At 27.4% G+C, this 23,652-nt stretch carries 26 protein-coding genes; 3 read left to right on the forward strand and 23 right to left on the reverse strand.

The window, feature by feature from the left end; all coding sequences use genetic code 11:
• The first annotated feature begins 9 nt into the window (after positions 1–9).
• From CRV01_RS07020 to thiI, 3 genes are all read left to right on the forward strand, one after another.
• The gene (locus CRV01_RS07020) at positions 10–1,719 is read left to right on the forward strand and encodes a TRAP transporter large permease (protein ID WP_258238343.1); all 1,710 of its coding nucleotides are present in this window, start codon (positions 10–12) and stop codon (positions 1,717–1,719) included.
• 29 nt (positions 1,720–1,748) lie between these two features.
• Entirely contained in the window at positions 1,749–2,189 is a 441-nt protein-coding gene (locus CRV01_RS07025) for a universal stress protein (protein ID WP_129007464.1), read from the forward strand.
• Positions 2,190–2,252: 63 nt separating this feature from the next.
• Entirely contained in the window at positions 2,253–3,719 is a 1,467-nt protein-coding gene (gene thiI, locus CRV01_RS07030) for a tRNA uracil 4-sulfurtransferase ThiI (RefSeq protein ID WP_129007465.1), read from the forward strand.
• A 16-nt stretch (positions 3,720–3,735) separates the two neighbouring features.
• Here the strand turns inward: thiI and CRV01_RS07035 are convergent, their stop codons facing one another.
• The 23 genes from CRV01_RS07035 to CRV01_RS07145 form a co-directional block, all read right to left on the reverse strand.
• Complete coding sequence (locus tag CRV01_RS07035) at positions 3,736–4,248, reverse strand: lipocalin family protein (RefSeq protein ID WP_129007466.1); 513 nt, start codon at positions 4,246–4,248, stop codon at positions 3,736–3,738.
• Positions 4,249–4,317: 69 nt separating this feature from the next.
• On the reverse strand, positions 4,318–5,046 hold the full coding sequence (locus CRV01_RS07040; protein ID WP_129007467.1) for a TIGR03915 family putative DNA repair protein: 729 nt from the start codon (positions 5,044–5,046) through the stop codon (positions 4,318–4,320).
• Positions 5,043–6,284 carry a putative DNA modification/repair radical SAM protein gene (locus tag CRV01_RS07045; RefSeq protein ID WP_129007468.1) on the reverse strand — a complete coding sequence of 414 codons (1,242 nt, stop codon included), beginning with the start codon at positions 6,282–6,284 and terminating at the stop codon, positions 5,043–5,045. Before CRV01_RS07045 ends, CRV01_RS07040 begins: the two co-directional genes overlap by 4 nt.
• Positions 6,285–6,581: 297 nt before the next feature.
• Positions 6,582–7,976, reverse strand: a complete 1,395-nt coding sequence (locus CRV01_RS07050; protein ID WP_129007469.1) for an ATP-binding protein — start codon at positions 7,974–7,976, stop codon at positions 6,582–6,584.
• Positions 7,963–8,643, reverse strand: coding sequence for a response regulator transcription factor (locus tag CRV01_RS07055; RefSeq protein WP_129007470.1), 681 nt, complete (start codon positions 8,641–8,643; stop codon positions 7,963–7,965). Before CRV01_RS07055 ends, CRV01_RS07050 begins: the two co-directional genes overlap by 14 nt.
• Positions 8,644–8,655: 12 nt before the next feature.
• Positions 8,656–10,011, reverse strand: coding sequence for a Na+/H+ antiporter NhaA (nhaA, locus tag CRV01_RS07060; RefSeq protein ID WP_129007471.1), 1,356 nt, complete (start codon positions 10,009–10,011; stop codon positions 8,656–8,658).
• 135 nt (positions 10,012–10,146) lie between these two features.
• A complete protein-coding gene (gene uvsE / locus CRV01_RS07065; RefSeq protein ID WP_164970027.1) occupies positions 10,147–11,007 on the reverse strand; it encodes a UV DNA damage repair endonuclease UvsE in 861 nt (286 codons plus the stop codon).
• Positions 11,007–11,252 (reverse strand): TIGR03643 family protein, encoded by a 246-nt coding sequence (locus CRV01_RS07070; RefSeq protein WP_129007473.1) that lies wholly within the window; start codon positions 11,250–11,252, stop codon positions 11,007–11,009. Before CRV01_RS07070 ends, uvsE begins: the two co-directional genes overlap by 1 nt.
• Complete coding sequence (locus CRV01_RS07075; RefSeq protein ID WP_258238344.1) at positions 11,249–12,802, reverse strand: AarF/ABC1/UbiB kinase family protein; 1,554 nt, start codon at positions 12,800–12,802, stop codon at positions 11,249–11,251. The genes CRV01_RS07070 and CRV01_RS07075 overlap by 4 nt, the downstream gene beginning before the upstream one ends.
• 3 nt (positions 12,803–12,805) lie before the next feature.
• Complete coding sequence (locus tag CRV01_RS07080; RefSeq protein ID WP_129007474.1) at positions 12,806–13,870, reverse strand: EAL domain-containing protein; 1,065 nt, start codon at positions 13,868–13,870, stop codon at positions 12,806–12,808.
• Positions 13,871–13,880: 10 nt separating this feature from the next.
• Positions 13,881–14,522, reverse strand: a complete 642-nt coding sequence (gene pdxH, locus CRV01_RS07085; RefSeq protein ID WP_129007475.1) for a pyridoxamine 5'-phosphate oxidase — start codon at positions 14,520–14,522, stop codon at positions 13,881–13,883.
• A 9-nt stretch (positions 14,523–14,531) separates the two neighbouring features.
• The gene (locus CRV01_RS07090) at positions 14,532–14,798 is read right to left on the reverse strand and encodes a hypothetical protein (RefSeq protein ID WP_129007476.1); all 267 of its coding nucleotides are present in this window, start codon (positions 14,796–14,798) and stop codon (positions 14,532–14,534) included.
• Positions 14,799–14,888: 90 nt separating this feature from the next.
• Positions 14,889–15,257: a sirohydrochlorin chelatase gene (locus CRV01_RS07095; RefSeq protein WP_129007477.1), complete on the reverse strand. Its 369-nt coding sequence runs from the start codon at positions 15,255–15,257 to the stop codon at positions 14,889–14,891.
• Positions 15,257–15,883, reverse strand: coding sequence for a thiamine phosphate synthase (thiE, locus tag CRV01_RS07100; protein ID WP_129007478.1), 627 nt, complete (start codon positions 15,881–15,883; stop codon positions 15,257–15,259). The genes CRV01_RS07095 and thiE overlap by 1 nt, the downstream gene beginning before the upstream one ends.
• On the reverse strand, positions 15,874–16,653 hold the full coding sequence (thiD, locus tag CRV01_RS07105) for a bifunctional hydroxymethylpyrimidine kinase/phosphomethylpyrimidine kinase (RefSeq protein WP_129007479.1): 780 nt from the start codon (positions 16,651–16,653) through the stop codon (positions 15,874–15,876). The genes thiE and thiD overlap by 10 nt, the downstream gene beginning before the upstream one ends.
• Positions 16,654–16,725: 72 nt before the next feature.
• Entirely contained in the window at positions 16,726–17,283 is a 558-nt protein-coding gene (locus tag CRV01_RS07110) for a DUF3833 domain-containing protein (protein WP_129007480.1), read from the reverse strand.
• Positions 17,280–18,506 carry a cyclopropane-fatty-acyl-phospholipid synthase family protein gene (locus CRV01_RS07115; RefSeq protein WP_129007481.1) on the reverse strand — a complete coding sequence of 409 codons (1,227 nt, stop codon included), beginning with the start codon at positions 18,504–18,506 and terminating at the stop codon, positions 17,280–17,282. The genes CRV01_RS07110 and CRV01_RS07115 overlap by 4 nt, the downstream gene beginning before the upstream one ends.
• Complete coding sequence (locus CRV01_RS07120; RefSeq protein ID WP_129007482.1) at positions 18,506–19,246, reverse strand: DUF1365 domain-containing protein; 741 nt, start codon at positions 19,244–19,246, stop codon at positions 18,506–18,508. Before CRV01_RS07120 ends, CRV01_RS07115 begins: the two co-directional genes overlap by 1 nt.
• Positions 19,243–20,493 carry an NAD(P)/FAD-dependent oxidoreductase gene (locus tag CRV01_RS07125; protein WP_129007483.1) on the reverse strand — a complete coding sequence of 417 codons (1,251 nt, stop codon included), beginning with the start codon at positions 20,491–20,493 and terminating at the stop codon, positions 19,243–19,245. The genes CRV01_RS07120 and CRV01_RS07125 overlap by 4 nt, the downstream gene beginning before the upstream one ends.
• Complete coding sequence (locus CRV01_RS07130) at positions 20,490–21,029, reverse strand: lipocalin family protein (RefSeq protein WP_129007484.1); 540 nt, start codon at positions 21,027–21,029, stop codon at positions 20,490–20,492. Before CRV01_RS07130 ends, CRV01_RS07125 begins: the two co-directional genes overlap by 4 nt.
• Positions 21,030–21,105: 76 nt before the next feature.
• Positions 21,106–22,359, reverse strand: coding sequence for an MFS transporter (locus CRV01_RS07135; RefSeq protein ID WP_129007485.1), 1,254 nt, complete (start codon positions 22,357–22,359; stop codon positions 21,106–21,108).
• The gene (locus tag CRV01_RS07140; protein WP_129007486.1) at positions 22,352–22,771 is read right to left on the reverse strand and encodes a nuclear transport factor 2 family protein; all 420 of its coding nucleotides are present in this window, start codon (positions 22,769–22,771) and stop codon (positions 22,352–22,354) included. The genes CRV01_RS07135 and CRV01_RS07140 overlap by 8 nt, the downstream gene beginning before the upstream one ends.
• Positions 22,768–23,532, reverse strand: a complete 765-nt coding sequence (locus tag CRV01_RS07145; protein ID WP_129007487.1) for an SDR family oxidoreductase — start codon at positions 23,530–23,532, stop codon at positions 22,768–22,770. Before CRV01_RS07145 ends, CRV01_RS07140 begins: the two co-directional genes overlap by 4 nt.
• Positions 23,533–23,652 lie beyond the last annotated feature (120 nt).

Here is a 23,652-nt window from a genome sequence, read left to right on the forward strand (position 1 = left end):
GGCTTAATCATGAAAACAAATATATTAAAAAAACTATTATTACTATCTTTTCTTTTAGTTAGTATCATTTCAAATACATTTGCAGAAGATAATGTTTCTATGTCAATAGATGAGATTCAAACAGTAAAAAAAGAGGGCAACTTTTTTACTACTGTATATGGGTATTCTCAGGCAGAAGATTTTAATAGTCATAAGTGGCGAGTTGTTGAAGTAGTTTTTAGAGACCAAGATTCTAATAGTATATTGTTAGAAACTGAAACAGATAAAAGAGGTATGTGGGAAATTGTTGATGCAGATATCTCTTCTTTATCTGATGGTGAAATTGCTATTGAAGCAACAATGATTAATGATTATGGTGATATTTTAAGTTCAGTTACTTCAAGTGAAATAAAAGATACAAGTTTTAGTTTATATGAATTTCTTAAAAATAATATTGCAACTTCAATTTTTATATTAATGGTTGTTTTACTTCTTTTAGGTTTTCCTATGAAAATCCCATTAATTGCAGGAACAACTTTCGGTATATATTTACTTTTTGATTCTGATTTTTCAAAAATGCAATTTATGGTACAACAAATGATGGCAGGAATTAGGCCAGCTGCTTTAATTGCTGTACCTATGTTTATACTTTCTGCTGATATTATGACAAGAGGACATTCTGCTGAAAAGTTAATCGACCTTGTAATGGCTTTTGTAAGACATATAAAAGGTGGACTTGCCATAAGTACTGCAGGAGCTTGTACAATGTTTGGTGCTGTTTCAGGTTCAACTCAAGCAACAGTAGTTGCAATTGGTTCTCCTCTTAGACCAAGACTTAAAAAAGGTGGATATAAGGATTCATTTATATTAGCACTTATTGTAAATTCTAGTGATATCGCATTTTTAATTCCACCAAGTATTGGGATGATTATTTATGGAATTGTTGCAAAAACTTCTATTCCTGAACTATTTATTGCAGGAATTGGTCCAGGGCTTTTAATCTTAGCACTGTTTTCTATTTATAGTATTATTTATGCATATAGACACAATATTCCAACAGAGCCAAAAGCTTCATGGAAAGAACGATTTACAGCTTTATATAAAGCCCTTTGGCCTTTAGGTTTTCCTGCAATTATCGTAGGTGGTATTTTTGGTGGAATTTTTAGTCCAACAGAAGCTGCTGCTGTAAGTGTTGCTTATGCAATATTCTTAGAAGGTTTTATTTTTAAAACTATGAAACTAAAAGATTTTTATGCAACGGCAAAATCTACAGGGTTAGTAACAGCAGTTGTATTTATCTTAGTGGGGGCTGGAGCTGGTTTTGCTTGGGTTTTATCTTTTGCACAAGTTCCTCAAGAGATATTAGGTTCAATTGGAATTAATGAGATGGGACCATATGGAGTTCTTGCAGTTATCTCAATAGCCTTCTTTGTTGGTTGTATGTTTGTTGATCCAATCGTTGTTATTTTAGTTTTAGTACCAATCTTTGCACCTGTAGTAACTGCAGTTGGTCTGGACCCAGTACTTGTAGGAACTATTATTACTCTTCAAGTTGCAATTGGTTCAGCAACTCCACCATTTGGTTGTGATATATTTACGGCAATAGCAGTATTTAAAAGACCTTATATTGAAGTTATAAAAGGTACACCACCATTTATTTTTATTCTTTTAAGTGTATCTGTGGCATTGATTTTCTTCCCACAAATTGCACTATTTTTAAGGGATGTTGCTTTTAGATAATATGTAGAGTTAATAAGTAAGGAATATAAATGTTTACAAAAATACTAGTTCCATTGGATGGTTCTGATAAATCTTTTGAAGCTTTAGACATGGCATGTAATGTTGCTAAAAAATATGATGCGGAAGTATTTTTACTTTCTGTATTTAGAAAATATAGTTTTATGGAAGGTTCTTTTGTTTCATTTAATAGTAGTGTTGATAAAGATAATTTTGAAGATGCTTTAAGAGATGCTTCTAAAGAGATTGTATCTGAAGGAAAAGAGATATTAAAAAACAATGATGTAACAAAAGTAAGAGCTTTTGTTAGAATGGGTGCTGCTGCAAAAGAGATTCTAAAGTTTGCTAAAGAAAATAATATTGATTTGATTATTATTGGTTCAAAGGGGCAAGGAGAGCTTTCTGGATACTTATTAGGTGGAGTTTCTCATAAGGTTACAGGATTAGCTAAGTGTCCAGTGATGGTTGTATAATTTAGAAATATTGATATTTTATGGTATAATCGCGCCTTTATAAAATAATAAGGTATTTAAATAATGAGCGAATCAAAAGCAAAGACGCAAAAGTTTATTGTTAAGTTTTTTCCAGAAGTAATGGTAAAAGGAAGTAAAGCAAAAAGGCAAATGATTGACCAGCTTTATAGTAACATAAGAACAATACTAGAGCGAATTAGCAAGAATATTGAATATAAAAAGTTTTTTGATAAAATTGAAATTGTATGTCCTATTGATGTAGTTGTAGAAGTTAGAGAAAGCTTATTGAATACTTCAGGAATAGAGCTTGTTTTAGAAGCCTTACAGTTTGATAATGTTTCAACAATTGATGAAATGAAAGAGATAGTAAATAAGTGTACTGCAAAGGAAATACAAGGTAAAAGTTTTGTTGTAAGAGCAAAAAGAACAGGACAACAAGAGTTTAAATCAACTGATATGGAAAGAAATATTGGTGGCTATATGCTAGCACAAAATCCAAACTCAAAAGGTGTTGATTTAAGAAATGCAGAAGTTACTATTAATATAGAACTTATTCATAAACAGTTAAATATTATTACGCAAAAATACCAAGGTTTATCAGGTTTTCCTATTGGAACACAAGGTGATATTTTATCCCTTATGTCAGGTGGTTTTGATTCAACTATAGCTTCATATTTGACTATGAAAAGAGGAATTAAAACACATTTTGTTTTCTTTAATCTTGGTGGAATTGCTCATGAAATAGGTGTTAAACAAGTTGCTTATTATCTTTGGAATAAATATGGAAGTTCTCATAGAATAACTTTTACATCTGTTCCTTTTGAAGATGTTGTAACAGAAATTTTCAATTCAACAAGCCAATCATATATGGGTGTAACACTAAAAAGACTTATGCTGATGGCTTCTGAAAAAATTGCTGATAAAATGGGAATTGAAGCACTTCTTACAGGAGAAAGTGTTGCTCAAGTATCAAGTCAAACTTTAAGAAACCTTGCCTTAATTGACCAAGTTACTAATAAACTTGTATTAAGACCATTGGCAACAATGAATAAACCTGAAATTATGGAAATGGCAAATAAAATTGGAACTAGAAGATTCGCAGAAACTATGCCAGAATATTGTGGTGTAATTTCACAAAATCCAATTACGCATGGTTCTTTTTCTAGAATGGAAAAAGAAGCAGAAAAATTCAATTATGAAGTTTTAGATAAAGCTGTTGAAAATGCAATTACAATCAATGTAGATGACATTGATGAAGATGTTAATGATATAGGACAAGTTGATATTGTAAATGATATCTCAAGTGGTGAATATACAATTATTGATATTAGACAAAATGATGATTGTATTGAAACTTCTTGTGAAACTATAAAAATACCGTTTTTCAAATTAAAGTCTCAATTTGAGAAACTTCCTCAAGACAAACAATATCTTTTTTATTGTGACAAAGGTATTTTAAGTCAATTACATGCTCAGTATTTAATTGACTCTAAGGGATATAAAAATATTAAAGTGTATAGACCACAGTAGGTCTATACTTTATTTACTATTCTTGAATTGTCCAAATAAGTTTAGATAAATCATAGTCTAAAGACTCTAATTTTTTTAAAATCTTCTCTTTTGTATCTTCATCTAAGTTCTTTGTTCTAGATAAAATCCATAGATACTCTTTACTTGGTTCACTAATTACTGCATAAGAGTAGTCTTCATCAAGCATTATAATCCAATAATCTCCATAAAAAGGCCAGAAAAAAGAGACTTTTAATTTAGAGTTTGTATTATCTACAGCATAGGCTTCTCCTACTGCTTTAGACTTTTCACCAGTAGTTATTTTAGTACACCTATTGATAACTTCAATTTTATCATCTTCTTTAAGACTATATGTTGCAGTTACATTTTTACAATCTTTTTCAAACTTGTGTTCATATCTTGCTATTTCATACCATGAACCAAGATATCTGTCTAGATCTACACTTGGTACACTTTTGATGTTTGGATCTTTATATGAACAAGCAGTAAATAAAAATATTGTAAATATACTAAGAAATAAATATTTCATTTTAATTTCCCCCCTTTTGATATTAGTATATATAAAAATAGTGTTTCTTTGTAGATATTTTATAGTAATTTATAGAAACTCTGTCATATATGTTCTATACAAAAGGGGAACAAAGTTTTGTTGACATTTTCTATTTTCTCTTGTTTGTATTGCAACTGCTTCAAAAAAAGTAGTCCAAAGTTTTCTAAACTTTTCTTCATTTTGTGATAGTTTTGGTTCTTCAAAATAAGCAATATTTTGAACACCTAAATATTCATTATTTTTTATGAAAGCAAGTTTTCTATTTATATCATGGATAATATAGTTTTGATTGTTTAATCTTTTTAAAAAATGTTTGCCTAAAAAATAAACTACATTAAACTTTGTTTCTATTTTTGCATATAAAGTTCCATCCTCAAGCTCTTCAAATCTAGTAAAACCATACATTTTATGAACATGCCTAAATAGTTCTTTTTCTAAGTTTTGTAAATAGAAAACTTCCTTTTGGTTTATATTAAAAAGTTCATTACTATCTTTAAAGCCCAAAATAATATATTTTAGAAGCTCTAATTCAAACTCTTTTGTATCACACATAAAAATATTAAGTATTAGTTCAAAACATTTTTTTGGAAACTTCTTTTTAATAGCTTCTAAGACTTTAAAGCTTTTTTCTTTGTCTTCTTTTATTTCTACTATCTCATCTAAAAGTAGGGTGTCTGGAACTTTACTTACAATTTCTTTTGGTTGTAGTTTTTCATAATATACCTCATAAACTAAAGTTAAAAATCCTTCAAAGGTTTTGTCATATACTAAAATCATAATTCACCTGTAATATGACTGTAGTTTATATCAAATAGTGAGGGTTGTATTATCTTTTTTTTAGGTGGTGCAATTATTGCTTGTTTAATATCTTCTTTATAAAAAGCAGTTTTACTATTGTACTTTCCCTTACAAGTTATAAAATATTTAGCTCTTTTTAGGGATATCTTTAACTTCTTTAAATCCTCAAAATCTAAGGATTTAAATCTTCTAGCTTTTAAAATTTTAAATACACCCCTTACGCCAATTCCTGGAATTCTAAGAAGTTCATCTTTACTAGCTTTGTTTATTTCCATTGGGAAATATTGTAAGTTTAAAAGAGCCCATGAGGTTTTTGGGTCTACTTCTTCATCTAAATCTGGGAACTCATCACTTACTATTTCATCATAAGAAAAGTCATAAAATCTTAAAAGCCAATCAGCTTGATAAAGTCTATGTTCCCTTAAAAGTGGTGGTTTATTTATTATTGCAGGAAGGTTTTTATCATCATTTACTGGAATATAAGCACTATAGTAGACTCTTTTTAACAAGGCTTTATCATATAAAACAGAACTAAGTTTTAGAATGTCTTTGTCACTTTCAGGAGTTGCTCCAACTATTAGTTGAGTACTCATTCCTATAGGTTTTGTATCTTTTTCCAAGCTAATATCTCTAGCATACTTCAACGGTTGAAGAACACTCTCTTTTGTTTTATTTGGTGCTAAAAGTTTTAAAGACTTATCACTTGGAAGTTCTATATTTGAGCTTACTCTATTTGCTAGGGCAACTATTTGTTCTATTATTTTCTCATCAGTACCAGGTATTAATTTTACATGAATATAGCCATTGAAATGGTATTCTTTTCTTAATATTCTAAGTGCTCTTAATATCAAGTTTGAAGTATGGTCTTCACTATCAATTATTCCAGAACTTAAAAAAAGACCTTCGATATAGTTTCTTTTGTAAAAATTGATTGTGATATCAGCAAGTTCTCTTGGTGCAAAAGCAGCTCTTTTTATTTCATTACTTTTTTTATTTATACAATAAGCACAATCATATATGCAGAAATTTGTCAAAAGTACTTTTAATAAAGAAACACATCTTCCATCAGCAGTAAAGGTATGACATATACCACTATTATGTGTTGCTCCTAGTTCACCAGTTTTGTGATTATTATCACTTCCACTAGAACTACAACTTACATCATATTTTGCACTATCTGCAAGTATTTGCATCTTTTCATAAATATCTTTTCTCATAAAGATATTTTAACTTAAAATATTTGCATAATGTTTTTTTATTACAATTTGTAATATTTTACTAGAGTCTATAGAGTAAAAGCAAAACTACCAAAGTTTATGGTAGTTTTACTTATTAGGAATTATATTGTCTTAAAAGCTAGCGCTAATAAAACCAATAGCTGCAAAAGATACAGCTATTAAAACAATTAGATTTCTTAGAAAACTCATACTATCTCCTTCAATAAAACTAATTATATTTTATATGATAAGTGTCAATATCCCAATATACATTTACTTGACAAAAACTTGACAATTTTAATTTTTAAAAGTAATTGAGAAAATATTGTATGGTTTGTTATATTTATAATCAAGTTTAAACTCATGCATTTGAATTATCTTATTTACAATATTTAATCCTAATCCATGACCTAATTGTTGATTTGGTTCCCTTGTAAAAGGTTGGGTATAATAAATAAGATCACTTGTAAGTTTTTTTGCAATATTTTTAACCTCAATCTTATTTTCAGTAGCTTCAATTATAATTGGGTATTCCTGCGCATATTTCATTGCATTGTCAATTAAGTTTTTAAGTGCAATTGTTAAATAATATTTATCTGCAAGTATGTTAAAGTCCTCTTTTATAATAACTTCTACCTTTGATTCATCATCAATAGAGAGTTTAGATAATGATTCAAGAATCAAGCTACTAGTTTTAAACTTTGAAGAGTTGATTTTTGCAAAATTTAATTTCTCTCTTTGTAATAGTTTGCTTGTAAGTTCTTCTATGTCTATGAAAACTTTATTTAGGCTATCTATTTGTTTATCATCTTTGTTTTGTCTTAAATTTTCAAGTACAAATTTAGCTTTTGAAATTGGTGTTTTTAATTCATGACTTATATTTCTTAAAAGCTCTTCCCTTGAATGAATAATATCACTTTGCTTTTCAAGGTATGAATTTAGATTATGTGTTATTTCACTTAATTCATTGTTCTTACCAATGTCTATTTTAATAGTAGTTTCATCATCTTTAAAAAGCTGTAAAGTACCTTTGTTTAGTTTGTCAAGCTTGTCTTTTATCTGTTTTGTAATACGTGATGAGATGATAGATGATAAAAGAAATGCAATAATAAAAAGTATAACTACTTCAACTTTTATTGTATCTATAAATTGATTTCGTTTCTTTTCTGTTTTATCTAATTTAGTTTGAAGATAATCTATCTCTTCTTTTAAAAGTTTATCTATTTTAAGACTTATATTTTCAAATTTTTTATTAAAATTATCAAAAGCTATTTTTTCATTTTTGCTTACTAAAATAAGCTTATATAATTGGTATTTTATTAGATTTTCAATCTCTTCAAAATATTTAAATATTTGCTGTATGTTTTGTTTTTCAATTGTTGATTCAGAGTTATCTATTGTCTTTTTCTTCTTAATAATCAACTTTTTAAAAAGTTCATCTGATTTTTTTAGACGTTTTTTCACTACTTCTATCTTTTCATAATCAGTTACAATATCCAAAACAATCCAAGAAAAAGAGTTGTTATACTCTTTTAGTTTTTCAACTCTTCTTATTTGGTCATATCTGTGTATTTGATTTTTATGTATTTCACTTAGATTAAAAATTGTATAAAAAAATACTCCTATTATTGATAGCATAATAAGTAGTATCAAAGAAAATGATATAAAAAGTCTTTGTCTAATTGTTATCACAAAATTTATACCCTATACCCCAAATTGATTTGATATATATTGATTCCTTTGAATCATCATTTATTTTAAATCTAATATTACTAACATGCATATCGATAGTTCTATTTTTTGTATCTTCTTTTAATGAAGTTTGATTTATGATATCTTCCCTTGATACAACTTTGTTTATATTTTCAATAAACATAAAAAAGATTTCTGCTTCTATTTTTGTAAATTCAATTTGTTGATTTTCTAAGAAGACACTTCTTTTATTTAAATCAATTCTTAAATCATTTATTTGAAGTTCTTCACTATCTTTATATCTTTTAAGTGTTGCATCAATTCTTAGAACTAACTCTCTTGGTTCATAAGGTTTAGATAAGTAATCATCAGCTCCTAATTCAAAGCCATAGATTTTATTTCCTATATCATCCCTTGCAGTTGAGATGATAATAGGTATATTTTTAATTTTCTTTATTTTTTTGAAAAGGTCAAAGCCATCCATTCTAGGAAGGGATAAATCTAAAATAACAATAGAGTATTTTGCGTGATTTTCTTCAAACTCTTTCAATGCTTCAAAAGGTTCTGAATATACAATACAATTATAATTATAATCTTTTAGAAATGTGCTTATAAGTTCTTGTAGTTCGATATTGTCTTCAATCAATAGAACACTTTTACTTTTCACTTTTAACCTTTACTATTTTGTATTATCATCTTGAATTTTGTTTTTCGATGATACTGATTTTAACCAAAAATATCCAAATAAACCTGAAAATAAAGAAGCACTTAAGATTCCTATTTTTGCTTGGAAAATAAGTTCAGGGTTTCCAACAAAAGCTAAATCTGCAACAAATATAGACATTGTAAATCCTATTCCACCTAAAAATGCTACTCCAAATACTTGGCTCATATTACTCTCTTTTGGAAGCTCTGCAATTTTTAGTTTTACTGCTAGGAAAGAAACCCCAAATATACCAATAACTTTTCCTAAAATAAGTCCTAAAATAATACCTAACGAAACAGGTTCTAAGATTGTAGTACCAATTGAGCTAAAGTCAATTTTAACTCCTGCATTTGCTAAAGCAAAGATAGGAATAATTAATAATGCAACTGGTAAATGAAGATTATATTCTAATCTTGCAGCAGGTGTTCCTACTTCATTGATTTTATCTTTTATATTTGTAAGAATCTTTTTTTGTTTTTCATGCATCATGTGATTTTCTTGGACTGGATAGTTATCATATTCATCTAATAAACGTTTTGTATCTTGGGTAAAGGTTTCAGGAGCTCTTTTAGGCGTTGAAGGTATTGCTAGTGCAGCTAAAACACCTGCAATTGTAGCGTGAACACCAGATTCTAACATGAAAAACCACATTACTAAACCTACAACAAAGTAAGGTAGAATCATATGAATACCAAATCTATTAAAAGCAATCATTAAAGCAAACATAACTCCTGCTAAACTAAGTGCAAGCATATTTATAGTTTCTGTATAAAAAATTGCTATAACTAAAACAGCTCCTAAGTCATCAACAATAGCAAGGGCAACTAAAAATGTTACAAGGGTTGTGGGAACTCTTTTTCCTAATAAAACTAAAGCACTAATTGCAAAAGCAATATCTGTTGCCATTGGGATTCCCCAACCTGCTGCTCCTTGTGTTCCATAATTTAAACTTGTATATATAAGTGCAGGAAAAATCATACCACCAATTGCTGCTAAAATGGGAAGCATTGCTACTTTTATATTTGATAGTTCACCTGCTGTAATTTCTCTTTTTATTTCAAGACCAATTAAAAAGAAGAAAATGGCCATAAGTCCATCATTAATCCAATGATGAAGAGAATGAGAAAGTTTCCATGAACCTACATTAAAATCAATATATGTATGAAAAAAATGTGCATAGATATCATATAAAGGACTATTTGCTAATACTAATGCTAATACAGTTGTTATTATTAAAATCAAGCCTGTTGTTGTTTGGGCATGTAAAAAATCTTCAAAGGGTGTTGATACTTTTTTAAAAGCTTTTTCCCAAGGTGCGTATAGTTTCATTCAAACTCCTAGTAAATTTTTAACTATTTTTATTTGCAAAGTGTCAAATTATACAAATAAAATGTCAAGAAATTTATACATTTTTTCTTGACATTTTCTTGGTAATAATTTTAAAACTACTATTTGAGTCTTTTTCTATTTTTTTATATCAGTTTTTAATTTTTGTATTGCAATCTCTTTTTTCTTTGCTTCAACCATAATATCTATATTTTTAGTATCTTTTTTAAACATTTTTTCAAGTTCAAAGAAGTCTTTTGCTTCAATATAGTCAGCATGATTTCCAAATTTTCCATCACCTTTAGAAGAAAGATGCACTTTAGGTCTTTTATTTCCCCAAGTTTTAAGTATATCTTTTGGGTTAAATTCACTTAGATTTAGGCTATGATGATATATATCAAAAACCATTGGTATTTTTGTTGCTTGGCATACATCAAGAATTTCATCTGCTGTATAAACTCTTTCATCATTTTCTAAAGCTAATCTTTGTTTTAACCACTCTTCTTTTTCAATAGTTTCAATAAGTCTTTCCATGGCTGAGACTTTGTCTCCGTAGGCTCCACCACCGTGAATTAGTACAGTTCCATTGTCATCAATTCCAAGTCTATCAAAAAGCCAAAAAAACATCTCTAATTCCCTTAAAGAGTTTTCTATAACATTCTCTTTGGGAGAGTTTAAAACTGTATATTGTCCTGGATGTATAGTTATTCTTATATTAAAATCTTTTAGTCTCTCTTTTGTTTCATCAAAAATTGGTGCTAGTTTGTCAAGCCAAGCCATATCAAAAAGTTTATGTGAAATAAAAGGAACAAAAGAGTTTCCTAATCTAAAAATAGGGTAGTTTTTAGATTTTGAATACTCTAATAAATCAATTAGCTCTTTAGCATTTTGTTTTACTTTTTTTTCAACGTTTTCATAGTTTAAGTTATTTAAATTCATAGTTCTATTTGTTGATAAACTATTATCACTTTTTGAACAAAAAAATCCAAATCTATACATTACCATGGTCCTTTAAATCTAATTGGTTTAAATTCTACTTTTTTTTCATGTTTAGTAACTCTTCCTTGAACTCTTTTTCTCCATCTTTTATATGCTTGTGGACAAATAAGTTCTCTCATGAGGTTTTTTACTTGGTTTTCTGTTAGGTTAAACTCTTTTTTTATACCATCAAAAGTAGTTCTATCTTGCCAAGCCATTTGTATTAATCGGTTTTTATCTTCTACATTTAATTTAACATTTTTCATTTATATAAAATCCTTATAAAGCCTAATGCAAAAAGAGCTAAGGAAACTTCTTTTGGCTCAAAACCATAGAGTAAATAAAAAATTGCAGCAAAAAATAAAGCAAAAGAGATACTATAAGCTTTAATTTGTTTTTTAGTAGATTCTTGAAGATATTCTAGTTGATTACGTGAAAGTTCAACTTCAAGGTTACCTTCACTTGCTCTTTTTACCATGGTTTTAAAATCTTTTACAATAAAAGGTAAATCTTTTACCTCTTCAATGATAGTTTCGCTTATTGATTCCTTTGCCCCTAAAGCTTTTGGAAGATTCTTTTGTAAAATAGGCAAGATATCTTTTACTCCATTGAAGTTTTCAATATATGTTGTTCCAAGTCCTTCAATAATTGCACTAACTCTAAGTATATAAATTGCATCACTTGGAAGTTTAAAAGGTAAGTCTCTAGTACTTTCTAACACTTCAAAAGCAAGTTTTTGCATAGATTCACTATCAAGATTATCATTTGAAAAAATATCAAACATTTTTGAAGTAAATTCTGTAAGTTCTCCCATAGGTGCTTCATAAGCAATTGTTCCAAGTTTTTTACTTGCATTAATATATGTTTCATAATCCTGTTCATTTGCAGCTTTTATAAGCTCAATTATTGCAATTCTTTTATCATTTGGCACTGTTTTAACCATACCAAAATCAAGTAAAATAAGTTCACCTTTTTTATTTACAAGTAGATTTCCGGGATGTGGGTCAGCATGAAAATATCCATTTATAAGCATTTGAGTTGTATAAAAGTCAACTAAATTTGAGATGATTTTTTTAAAATCAATTTTATGTTTAAAGATATTTTCTTTATCATCAAATCTAAAACCTTCTTCAAAACTCATAACTAAAGCGTCATCACAAGAATACTTCTTATATGCTTTTGGAAATTTTACTTTTTGTTTTTTATATACTTTTTTGAAGTTTTTTAGGTTTTGTAACTCTTGATTTAAACTAACTTCTTCAACAATCATTTTTGAAAACTCTTGAATTACTGCTTCAATAGAGTTTTTTGTATAACTTGAAAATAGAGGTTTAAATAATGAATTGAACATATTTATAATTTTAATATCAGCTAAGACTTGTTGTTTAATACCTTTTCGTCTTAATTTTATTGCTACTTTCTTATCGTTTTGTAGGATTGCTTTATGAACTTGTCCAATAGAAGCTGAAGCAATTGGTTCTTTATCAAACTCTTTGAAAACTTGTTTATCTTTAAATGCAATATTATAAATTTCTTCAAAATCTTTTTGCTTCATAGGAGGAATTTGGTCATGAAGATTTCTTAATTCTTCTAAATATTCTTCACTAAAAAAATCAGACCTAGTAGCAAGAACTTGCGCAAGCTTTATAAAGGAAGCTCCTAGTTTAATAATTGTATATTTTAGTTTTTTAGGTTTAAGTGGTTTTATAAATAAAAAGCTATCTTTTCTTTTTATTACTAGATAAACTGTTAATAAAAATATAAAAACTCTGTAAACTCTAAATGGTGAATAAAATTTTATAATAAATCCTTTCAAACTTTAAAAATATATCATTCTTATTGGTTCTGCCATTGGTTTATTGAAATAATATCCTTGTGCATAATCAACACCAATCTCTTTTATTGTATTTAACTCATAAGGGGTTTCAATGCCTTCTGCTAATATCTCAATGCCATTTTCTCTAGCAAGATTAAACAGTGCTTTGTAAACAGAACGTTTTAATTCATCATTGTTAATATTTGAGATAATATTTCTATCAACCTTTATAATATCTGGTTTTAATTCTATAATCATATTTAAACTTGAATATCCTTCTCCCACATCATCAAGTGCTATTTTAAAGCCTTGTTCTCTGTAGAATTCAAGTATCTTTTTTAAGTGTTTTTGATCTTTTATACTTTCAGTTTCAACAACTTCAAAAACAATATTTGATGTATCAAACTCTAGTTGCTTTGCCCATTTTACAGTTGAGTTTAAACAAAATTCTGGGTCATAAATAGAAGTTGGAAGAAAGTTTATAAAAACTTTTTGTTTCACTTTTTTAGTAGCAGCTGTTTTTAGAGCACTTTCTCTACAAAGTCTATCTAAGTTAAAGTTCATATCATTTCTTGTAGATTTTTCAAATAGTTCATTTGGATATATTAAAGTTCCATCAGGTCTAACACCTCTAACTAAAGTTTCATAACCATAAATTTGATCTGTTCTCATATCTATTATTGCTTGAAAGTGTGAAGTTAAAGATTGGTTTTTTATTACATCAAAGAACTCTCCATCTTCAATCATATTTATATATCGCTGAAGGGGTTTTGAATTTAAAACTGCTTTATATGATAGACCTTCATTGTTATAGTCAATAAAAATTTTTATATCTTCTGTTTCTAAAGAGTTAAAAGTAGTTTCAATAGCATCTATATTTTCATAAAAGAATTTTTTTGTATCTTCAACTTCTATGTATACTATATTTTCAATCTTTTGAAAATCAATATTTAATTTTTTTAAAAATATTTTTACTTTTGAAATAAGTTCATCAAATTCACTTATAAAATATATTTTTGAAGAGTTATTACTAAACTCATATTTTATATCACATCTATTACAAGGCATAATTTTCCTTTTATGGTTCTAATCTATATATATTCCACTCTTGGTTTTCATTTAGTTCATATACGAATCTATCATGAAGCCTATTTAGTCCACCTTGCCAAAATTCAAAGTATGTTGGAACAATTTGATATCCACCCCAAAAAGAGGGAAATGGTATCTCTCCTTTTGAAAACTTTTTTCTCATTTCATCAAAATTTGATTCTAAAATACTTCTTGAGTTTACAACTTTACTTTGGTGTGAAACCCAAGCTCCAAGTTGGCTTCCTTTTGGTCTTGATAGGAAATATTTCATTGAAGCATTTTTTGAAATTTTTGAAATTTTACCTTCTATTCTTACTTGTCTTTCTAAACCTAGCCAAGCAAAGTGCGCAGAGACATTAGGGTTTTTATCTATATGCTGTGATTTTTTACTTTTATAGTTTGAAAAAAATACAAAACCATTTTCATCATACATTTTAAGTAATACAGTTCTTTGTGTTGGTTTTAAATCAATTCCAACTGTACTTAGTGTAAATGCATTTGGTTCTATAAGTTCAGCTTCTAAAGCTTGATTAAACCATTTTTCGAATTGTTTAAAAGGAGTTTCTTCTAAGTCTTCTTTATGCAATCCTTTTGAAACATATTCTTGTCTCATTCTTGATATATCAGGCATAAAAGTCCTTTAATTTTTAAGCTCTTCTTTTAACTTTTTTAAGTCTTTTTTTGTAGCTAAATCTAAGTCTTCTATCACTTCTTTTATTAAAGATTTGATTTGTTTTTTGATTTTTTTATCTTCTACTTTACCTTTTTTCTCAAGTGATTTTATAAACTCTTTAGCATCAGATTTTTTGATTTTTCCATTTTTTTCTAAAGTTTTTATCTCATCTTCCACTTTTTGTCTAACTATAACAGCAGCCCCAAGTCCTGAGTAAATCAATTCTTTAAACATTTTTATTCCTTTGTATTTTCATATCTAGTTTATATATTATAATGAATTTTATTAGATAAAGTAGAATCTTTGTAGTAAAAAAATGTTAGTTTATACAAAAGGTCGATTTATATCATGAAGTATAATATCTTCAATTTTTTCAGACTTACCAAAGTGTGGTAATAGTTTAAACATAATATTTTTATGTTCTTGTCTTAAATTTTCTATAATATTTGGGATATCACTTGTTACGTGTTTACCTGAATTTAAAAAATATGGATAAAAAACAATCTCTCTTGCTCCATTTATTATAAATTCAGTTACTACACTTTTTATATCTGGACTTGCAAGTTCTAAAAAAGCTGCTTTTTTTAATCCATATTTATTATCTTTATGTGAAATCTTTTCAATTAATTGTATAAACTCTTCATTTGATTCTTCTTTTTTACTACCATGGGCTACAAAAATTATTGCTCTCATTATTTACCTTTTAAAATATTTGTGTATTCTTCACACTTCTTTTTTATATTTTTACTTTTCCAAATATCACTTATAACTGCAAGCATGTTTGCACCTTCATTTATAAGTATATTAGCATTTTTGCTTGTAATACCACCTATAACACAAACTGGAATATTAAGTTCCTTTTTTGCATTTTTTATAACTTCTTTATTTACAACTGCTGCATTTGGTTTTGTTAAAGAAGGGAAGAATGAACCAAAGGCAACATAATCAGCACCCTTGTCTTGCATCTCTTTTGCTAATTGTAAATTTCCATAACAAGAGATACCTAAAATACCTTTATACTCTTTTCTTATTTCTTCAACTCTATGATGATCACTTCTTCCAACATGTAAACCATCACATTGAAGTTTTATTGCAAGTTCAACTCTATCATTTAATACAAACAAAGCTTTGTATTTTCTACAAAGTTCTTGTAAATCTAAAACTAATTTTTCTATCTCTTCATCAGAAGAAGTTTTATCTCTCAGTTGAACAATTGTTGCCCCACCTTCTAAAGCTTCTTTTACTTGAATTAAAATAGTTTCTTTTGGAGTTAGAATATCATCACTAATTACATATAAACCATTTAAATTTATAGACATTCTTTACCTTTTTTATGTGAAATTGGTCCTTTACCATGACCTATATTTGGTGCATTTAAAATTGCTTGATATATAAACTCTTTTGAAATTTTAATTGCTTCTTCTAATGATTTACCTAAGGCTATATTTGCAGCAATGGCACTTGAAAAACTACAGCCTGTACCATGATTATTTGAAGTTTCAATAAGTTTTGTATAGTACACTTTTTTATCATTATTATCAAAGAAAGTATCCATACTAAAATCTTCGTTCTCTTTTTTTACAATATCATTTTTGATAACTACTTTACAAGGAAGTTTAGAAATCTCTTCTATAGCTTTCTCATTTAATACATCATAATTAAAAAGTGCTTTTGCTTCATATAAGTTTGGAGTAATAATATCTACATAAGGAAATAGTGTTTTTAAGTTTTCAATTGCATCATCATTTAAAAGTTTTGAACCAGCTTTAGAGATAAATACTGGATCAAATACAATTGGAATATCTAAATCTTTAATAGTTTCTCTTACTATATCAATAATTTCGTTTGAAAAAAGCATACCAATTTTTATGGCATTTACTTCAAAGTCTTCTAGTACTCTTAATATTTGTTCTTGTACAAAAGAAGGAGAAATCTCTTGAATATTTGTTACTCCTTGAGTGTTTTGAGCTGTTAAAACAGTAAGCGCACTACAGCCAAAAGTGTCAAAAGCTTCAAAGGTTTTCAAATCTGCTTGAATACCAGCTCCACCACTACTGTCACTTCCAGCAACCGTAAGTACTACTTTCATAAAAGTCCTTCATTTTTTTTGCTTATTGTCTTTAAGTTTGACTTTAAAGCTATTTAAAAAATTTATTAGAAATTACTTTTTAGGAAAATCTTTTATTATAGTAATAACAAGTTCTCCAACTGTAAATCCAAATTTTTTCATTTTTGAGTGGTTTATGATTACTCCATCTTCTTGTAAATGAAGCCAGTCTTTTACACTAATATCAATAGTACTATTATTATATGGAACTCTCATTACATAATCCATCATAACAGTATTCCCTAAAGCTTGCATTTTTGCAGTTCCTACTATATCACCTGCTGTTGCATCGAAAGTTTTCTCTCCTGTAGGTACTAATTTCCAAACTCTTGTTAGTTCTTCCCCATCATCATAAAGAAACTCTTCATTTAAAGTTCCTACACCATTTTCATCCCAAGAACCAATAAGTGTTCCTTTAAAAGTTCTAATAATCTTTCCAGACCTATTTTTAACTAAACCATAGGCAGTTAATTTTCCATTAAAATACTCTTGAGGAATAAACTCAGGAGTTTTGTTTTTAAAATCTTCTATTTGCATTTTGCTACATCCTGTAAAAAATAAAATTGCTAAAACAATAAAAAAACTGCTAAAAAATCTATTTAAATTTTTCATGCCACAAGTCCTTTATTTAAATTTATGTTTTCATATCTTGTAAATACAAGCTGAACAAGATTGATATTTCTAGTTAAAAAGCCAGCTTCACAATAACATAGATACATTTTCCACATTCTAATGAAGTATTCATCAAAACCTAACTTTTGAACTTCATCAAGATTGTCTAAAAAGTTTTTATGCCAAACATTTAAAGTCTTTGCATAGTGCTCTGTAAACTCTTCCATATGAAGTAAATTTAATTTTGTATGTTTTGTTGTGGTTTCAAGTATTTTTCCTACACTTGGAAGATGACCACCTGGGAAAATATACTTTTGAATAAAATCTGTTCCTTTTGCGTATGAATCATATCTTTGATCAGGCATTGTAATTATTTGCATAACCAAAACACCGCTAGGTTTTAATAAGCTTTGACATTTTTTAAAAAAAACATCAAAATATTCCCGTCCAACTGCTTCAAACATTTCAACTGCAATGATTGCATCAAATTGTCCTTGCATATCTCTGTAGTCTTTAAGCATAATATTTATTGATTCTTCTATCTTGTGCTCTTTGAATCTATCTTCACAAAGCTTTTTTTGTTCTTTTGAAAGAGTTAAAGTGGTTACTTCACATTCATATTTCTTTACTAGATGCATAGCCATAGCTCCCCACCCAGAACCTATTTCAAGTACTTTTAAACCTTTTTTTAGATTTAATTTTTTTGCTAAAATATCAAGTTTTCTATTTTGTGCTTCAAATAAATCTTCATTTTCATGTTGAAAAACAGCAGCAGAGTACATCATCGTATCGTCAAGCATAAGTTTAAAAAAATCATTTGATAAGTCATAATGTTTTTGAATATTTTTTTGTGCTCTTGTTTTAGAGTTTTTTCTAAGAAAATGTTTCATTTTATTAAAAAATGGAAACAGATTATAAAGACTAAAACTTTTTTCATCTTCACTTTTTGTTTGAAGTTCACTTGAGTTTAAAAGAGCAATTTTTATTAATGAAGTTAAATCGTCACAATCAAAATCTTTGTCCATATAGCTTTCTGCAAAACCAATATCACCATAAAAAGTTAATCTTTTAAAAAGATTTCCATTGTGCAAAACTAATGTTGCTTTTGGATAAGTCTTATCACCATAAGTTTTAACTTGACCATTACAAAAGTGAACTTCTAAATCACCTCTTTTTATTTTAGATAAAAATTTATCTCCTATTTTGTTCCAGAAAGTTTCCATTAGTATCTCCTCACTGTATCTTTTTCAATTGGTTTATTCCATTTTAAACCTAATAGTTTAAGTTTTATACTTTGATATATTGTTCTTGTAACAACCCAAAATGTTAAAAATGTATGTTTAAAGAATAAACTTTTCAAGTTTTGGGCTGAAAACTCTTTAGCTTTTGCTGTAAAGTTAGATGTTAATTTTTTCTTTTCATCTTCAAAAAGAGTTATACCTAGATTTATATTTTTTTCATTATAAACTAATGTAAACTCATAATCCCCATCTCTTTTAAAAAATGGAGAAACATACATATCTTTTTTAGTTCTTCCTTTAAAAGTTTTATTATTTGAAGTTGTAAGTTCAACAGGATAGATTACTCTTCCTCCATTGTAATTGTGTACTTCTGCAATAAGAAAGCTTGGTTTATTGTCTTCAAGAAGAATTAATACACTAATTGGATTAAAAACAAAACCTGCAATTCTTGGAAGGGTTATGAATCTCATTTCTTGTGTTGCTTTGATTCCAAAACTTTTTAATAAAAAATCTACATTTTCTAAGAAGTTTTCTTTTTTCCCAAAGTGGTCTTTTGAATAAAAAGAGAATAAGTTAAATTTATTGTATGAAAAAACTTTATTTTTAATATTTTCAATAGAAGATAAATCAATATCTAGCATAAAAAAATTATATTTAAAACTATGCTCTTTAGGAAGAAATCTTTTATGATAAATCTTTCCATCAAAAATTAAGTGTTTCATAACTGGCATCCAAACTCTTTTGCTATTGTATTTGCACTATATAATCCATCTTCATGGAAACCATATCTCCAATATGCCCCTGCATAATAAGTATTGTTTTTCCCATTTATAAGTTCTCTTTTCTCTTGAGCTTTTATAGCTTTTAAATCAAATTGTGGATGGGAATAACTAATCTTTTCAATTATATTATCTAAATTTTGTGTTTCATTTAAAGAAACAAAATACTCTTTTTCTTTTTTTAGATTTTGTAAAGTATTTAACCAATAAGATAAAGTTACGTTATCTTCTTTTCCATCTGTTTTATAATTCCAAGCTGCATAGGCTTTTTTATTTGGGAATAAAGCTTTTGTATCAGTATGTAAAACAGCATCATTATCTTTATATTTAAAACTTAATAAAACATCTGTTTCATCATCACTTGGGCTTTCTAACATACTATATGCATCAGGAGCATGCATTGCTAAAATAACTTTATCATAAACTGATTCACCTAAGTCTTCATGTACTAAAATAACTTTATCTTTTTCTCTTCTTATAGATTTTACAGTAGAGTTTGTATATATTTTTCCAGAAATTTCTAAGGCAATTTTATTTACATAATTTATTGAACCACCACTTACAGTAAGCCATTGATGGTGAGTATCAACTCCTAATAGTCCATGATTTTTAAAAAAGTTTAAAAAAGCTCTAGCTGGAAACTCGTTCATTTTTTTAGTTGGTGTTGACCAAATTGAAGCTCCCATAGGAATAATATATCTGTCTTTAAAGTATTTTGAATAAGGTTTTAAATATTCACCTAAACTTAAATCTAAGTCTTCGTTGTTATTATCTAAATCTTCATTTGCTTTTTTATTAAATTTTAAAATATCTTTAATCATAATATAATGACTTAGATTAAATAGATTTTTCTTTTGAAAGAACATACCTTTTAAAGATTGCCCATTATAAGCAGTATTAGATTTAGTATTCCAAAATGCAAAACTCATATCAGAGTTTTCAATTTTCACATCTAATTCTTTAAATAGTTTTGTTAATAAAGGATAAGTTTCATGGTTAAATACTAAAAAGCCAGTATCAACACCAAACTCTTTATTATCTTCTTTCACAAAAGTAGTTCTTGCATGACCACCAAGTCTTGAATCTTTTTCATAAAGGTCAACATGATGCTTTTTACTTAATAAATATGCAGAACCTAATCCACTAATTCCAGCTCCTAGTACTGCTATTTTTAATCTTTTTTCTTTCATTTGTATCTTCCATTTTTATCTTGTTTTGTAAATATTAACTTTGATGTATCCATATACTTATCTATATATTTAATAAGTTTATCTAATTTCTTTTCTTCCATAAATGGATTTCTATGCATAATCCATAGATTTTCCATAGATTTATCACTCATAATTGCTGTTTGATAAGATTTATCCAAATAAATAATTCTATACTCTTTTGAAAAAATCCAATAATATGTTTTATCTAGTTGTGCTAAATTGTTTTCTAAGAGTGGTTTGACGATGCCAGTATAAGATATAAGTTCTCCACCAATTTCATGTTCAAAACATCTGTTGAAAACTTTTAATTTATTATTTTCTAATTGTTTATATTCAACTGTTGCAGCTACACAATTTTCTTCAAATTTATTATAAGTTCTTGCTATTTCGTACCAAAGCCCAGCAAAACTTTTAGGACTGACATATTCAACGGGCTTTGGAGTATCAGATTTTAAAAGAGCTTGAGATGAGAATAGTAGGGAAACTAAACTTAGTAATAAAAATATTGATTTCATATCAAACTCCTTTCAATATCTATTTTATATGTTATTAAAGGATTTTTGTATATAAAAAATGTCAATTAATAAACTATTATTTATCTTCTTTATATTTATTGATAAAAATAATTGCAATAATTTTTAAAATAACAGGAGCTAATCCATAAAGTAGGGCAAGGGTTAAAATAGAACTATTACTAGGATTATTTTCATTAAAATCAACTAAACCTAAAATACCGAAAGATATTGCGACACTTAAAGCAAGAGATAGTTTTGTAATCATTGCCCAAAGTCCAAAAAGTAATCCTGAACAATTGCTTTTTATCTTCTCTGCTTTTTGACTTAAGTCTGAATGAATAGAAGTAGGAAAAGCTAAATCAGCACCTAAAGAAAAACCTGAGATTATACAAATTATTAGAAAAGGTATAAAATCATTTTCTCCTAAAAAAGGAACAAAAATAAAAGAACTTGATGCTAAAGCAATTGAATAAATCCAAACTCTTTTTTTACTTGTTTTTTTTGAAATAGCAGTCCACACAGGAAGAGCTAAAACCCCTGAAAGAAAATATACAATAAGAAGCAAACCACTTGATTTTGGTTCTTTTATTACAAACTCAACAAAAAGTAAAAATAGTGTTGCAGGAATTGCATTTGCTAAGTTATTAAAAAAATATCCTATTTGCAAAGATTTAATTTTTGGCAATTCTTTATATATATTTTTTAAATATGAAAATTTGAAGTTTTCCATATTTTCACTTGTAACAGTCTTTATTTTTTTTAAGGAAACGATTGTAAACCAAATAAAAAGAGAAATAAAAACAATAAATAATAAGTCTAAAACTTCTTTTGTATTACTTGAAATAGAAAATAAAAAAGGAAGTAAAAGTGCAATAAGCACACCAACTATTGTTCCTATTTCCCTTACACTATTTAGTTTTGTTTTAAAATAATAATCATTTGTAATCTCAGCTGACCATGTAAGGTATGGAATATTTACCATACTCCAAGCAATATAAACTAAAAAAGAAAAAGAAAATAACCAAAGGTTTGCATACTCTTTATTAGGATTAATCAACAAATAAAAACCTATTATTAATAAAACAGCTCCAACAGCTACTAAAGGTTTTCTTGAGTTAAATCTTTGCTTACTTTTATCACTTAAATACCCCAAATATGGATCTAAAAAAACATCAAATAATCTTGCAAAGAAAAGAATCCCACCTACTAAAGCCATATCAATACCAATATTTTTTGCATAAAATGTTGGTAAATAAATATATAAAGGAAGTCCAAGTATTGCCAAAGGAACAGCAAGAAGACTATAGTAGGTTAAGGTTGCTTTAGTCATTTATTTTTCTTTTTACAAATTTTATAAGTAATGATATCACAGGTAGTTTTTCATATAGATTTGAAGCAGCATCCCAAAAGTCTTCATGTAAGATTACTTTATCATCTGAGTTAAAAATAACTCTACTAACTCCTTCAAAATTTTGTATATCTTTTTCTTTTTTGAATTTAAAAGAGAAAGTCCATTTTATATAAGCAATATTTCTATTTTCAACTATTTCATCTACTTTGAATTTAGGTTCATCAAGTTTTTTGTACATATTTAAAAAAACCCTAAAAATATTTTGTAAGCCTTTTACTTCATGAAAAGGGTCTTTAAATTTAGCGTTTAAATCAAAAAACTTAGCATACTCCTTTAAAGGTGTATTTTTGTCTATTGACTCAAAGAATAAGGCATAGTTTTTTGCTTTCATTTTATTAACCTTTTCGTAATTGCTAGAGAAAATTTATATGGAATAAGACTTAAAAACTGTAAAAATAATCTTAGTTTTGTTGGAAATCTTATCTCAAAACGATTATCTCTTGTGATTCCTTTGAAAATTTGTTCTGCTGCAAACTTTGGTTCCATAAGTTGAGGCATTTCAAAACTATTTTTACTTGTAAGTCTAGTTTTAACAAAACCATGATTTATAATTTGTAAGTTAATATTCTCTTGTTGTAATTCAGGATGAATTGATTGAGCAAGATTTAGTAAAGCAGTTTTAGGTGCAGAATATCCTCCTCCATTAGGTAATCCAAAATATGTTGAAAGACTTAAATTCCAAATCCATTTTCCCTTTTTTTGTTCTATGAAATATTTTGAAATATGTGTCATGATATTAATAACACCTAAGTAGTTTGTACTATTCATTAAAGCAAATTTTTTATAATCCCATGATTTCATATCCATGACTTCATAAGCCCCTGCATTATAAAACCAAATATCTAAGCCATCAAAAACTTCCCAAGCCTCTTTTATTTTAGCTTCAATATTTTCTGTATCTTCAACATCTAAATCTAGTAAATAGATTTTTTCTTTATACAGTTCTTTTAATTTTAAAAGTTCTTCACTACTTGTTGCATTTCTTGAACTAGCTACTATTTTAAATTCATTATTTAAAAGAATTTTCATTAACTCTAATCCTATACCACTACTTCCACCAACTAGCCAGATTCTTTTGTTTGAATTTTTCATAATAGCCTCTTTTTATTTTATTATATATTTTATTGTGTATTTTTGGTAGGTCTATTTTGTTAAAATATATGAAAAATATATATAAATATTACCATTAAAAAGGCTTTAATTTTATTCTTG

Source organism: Arcobacter sp. CECT 8983 (assembly GCF_004118855.1).
GTDB lineage: Bacteria > Campylobacterota > Campylobacteria > Campylobacterales > Arcobacteraceae > Halarcobacter.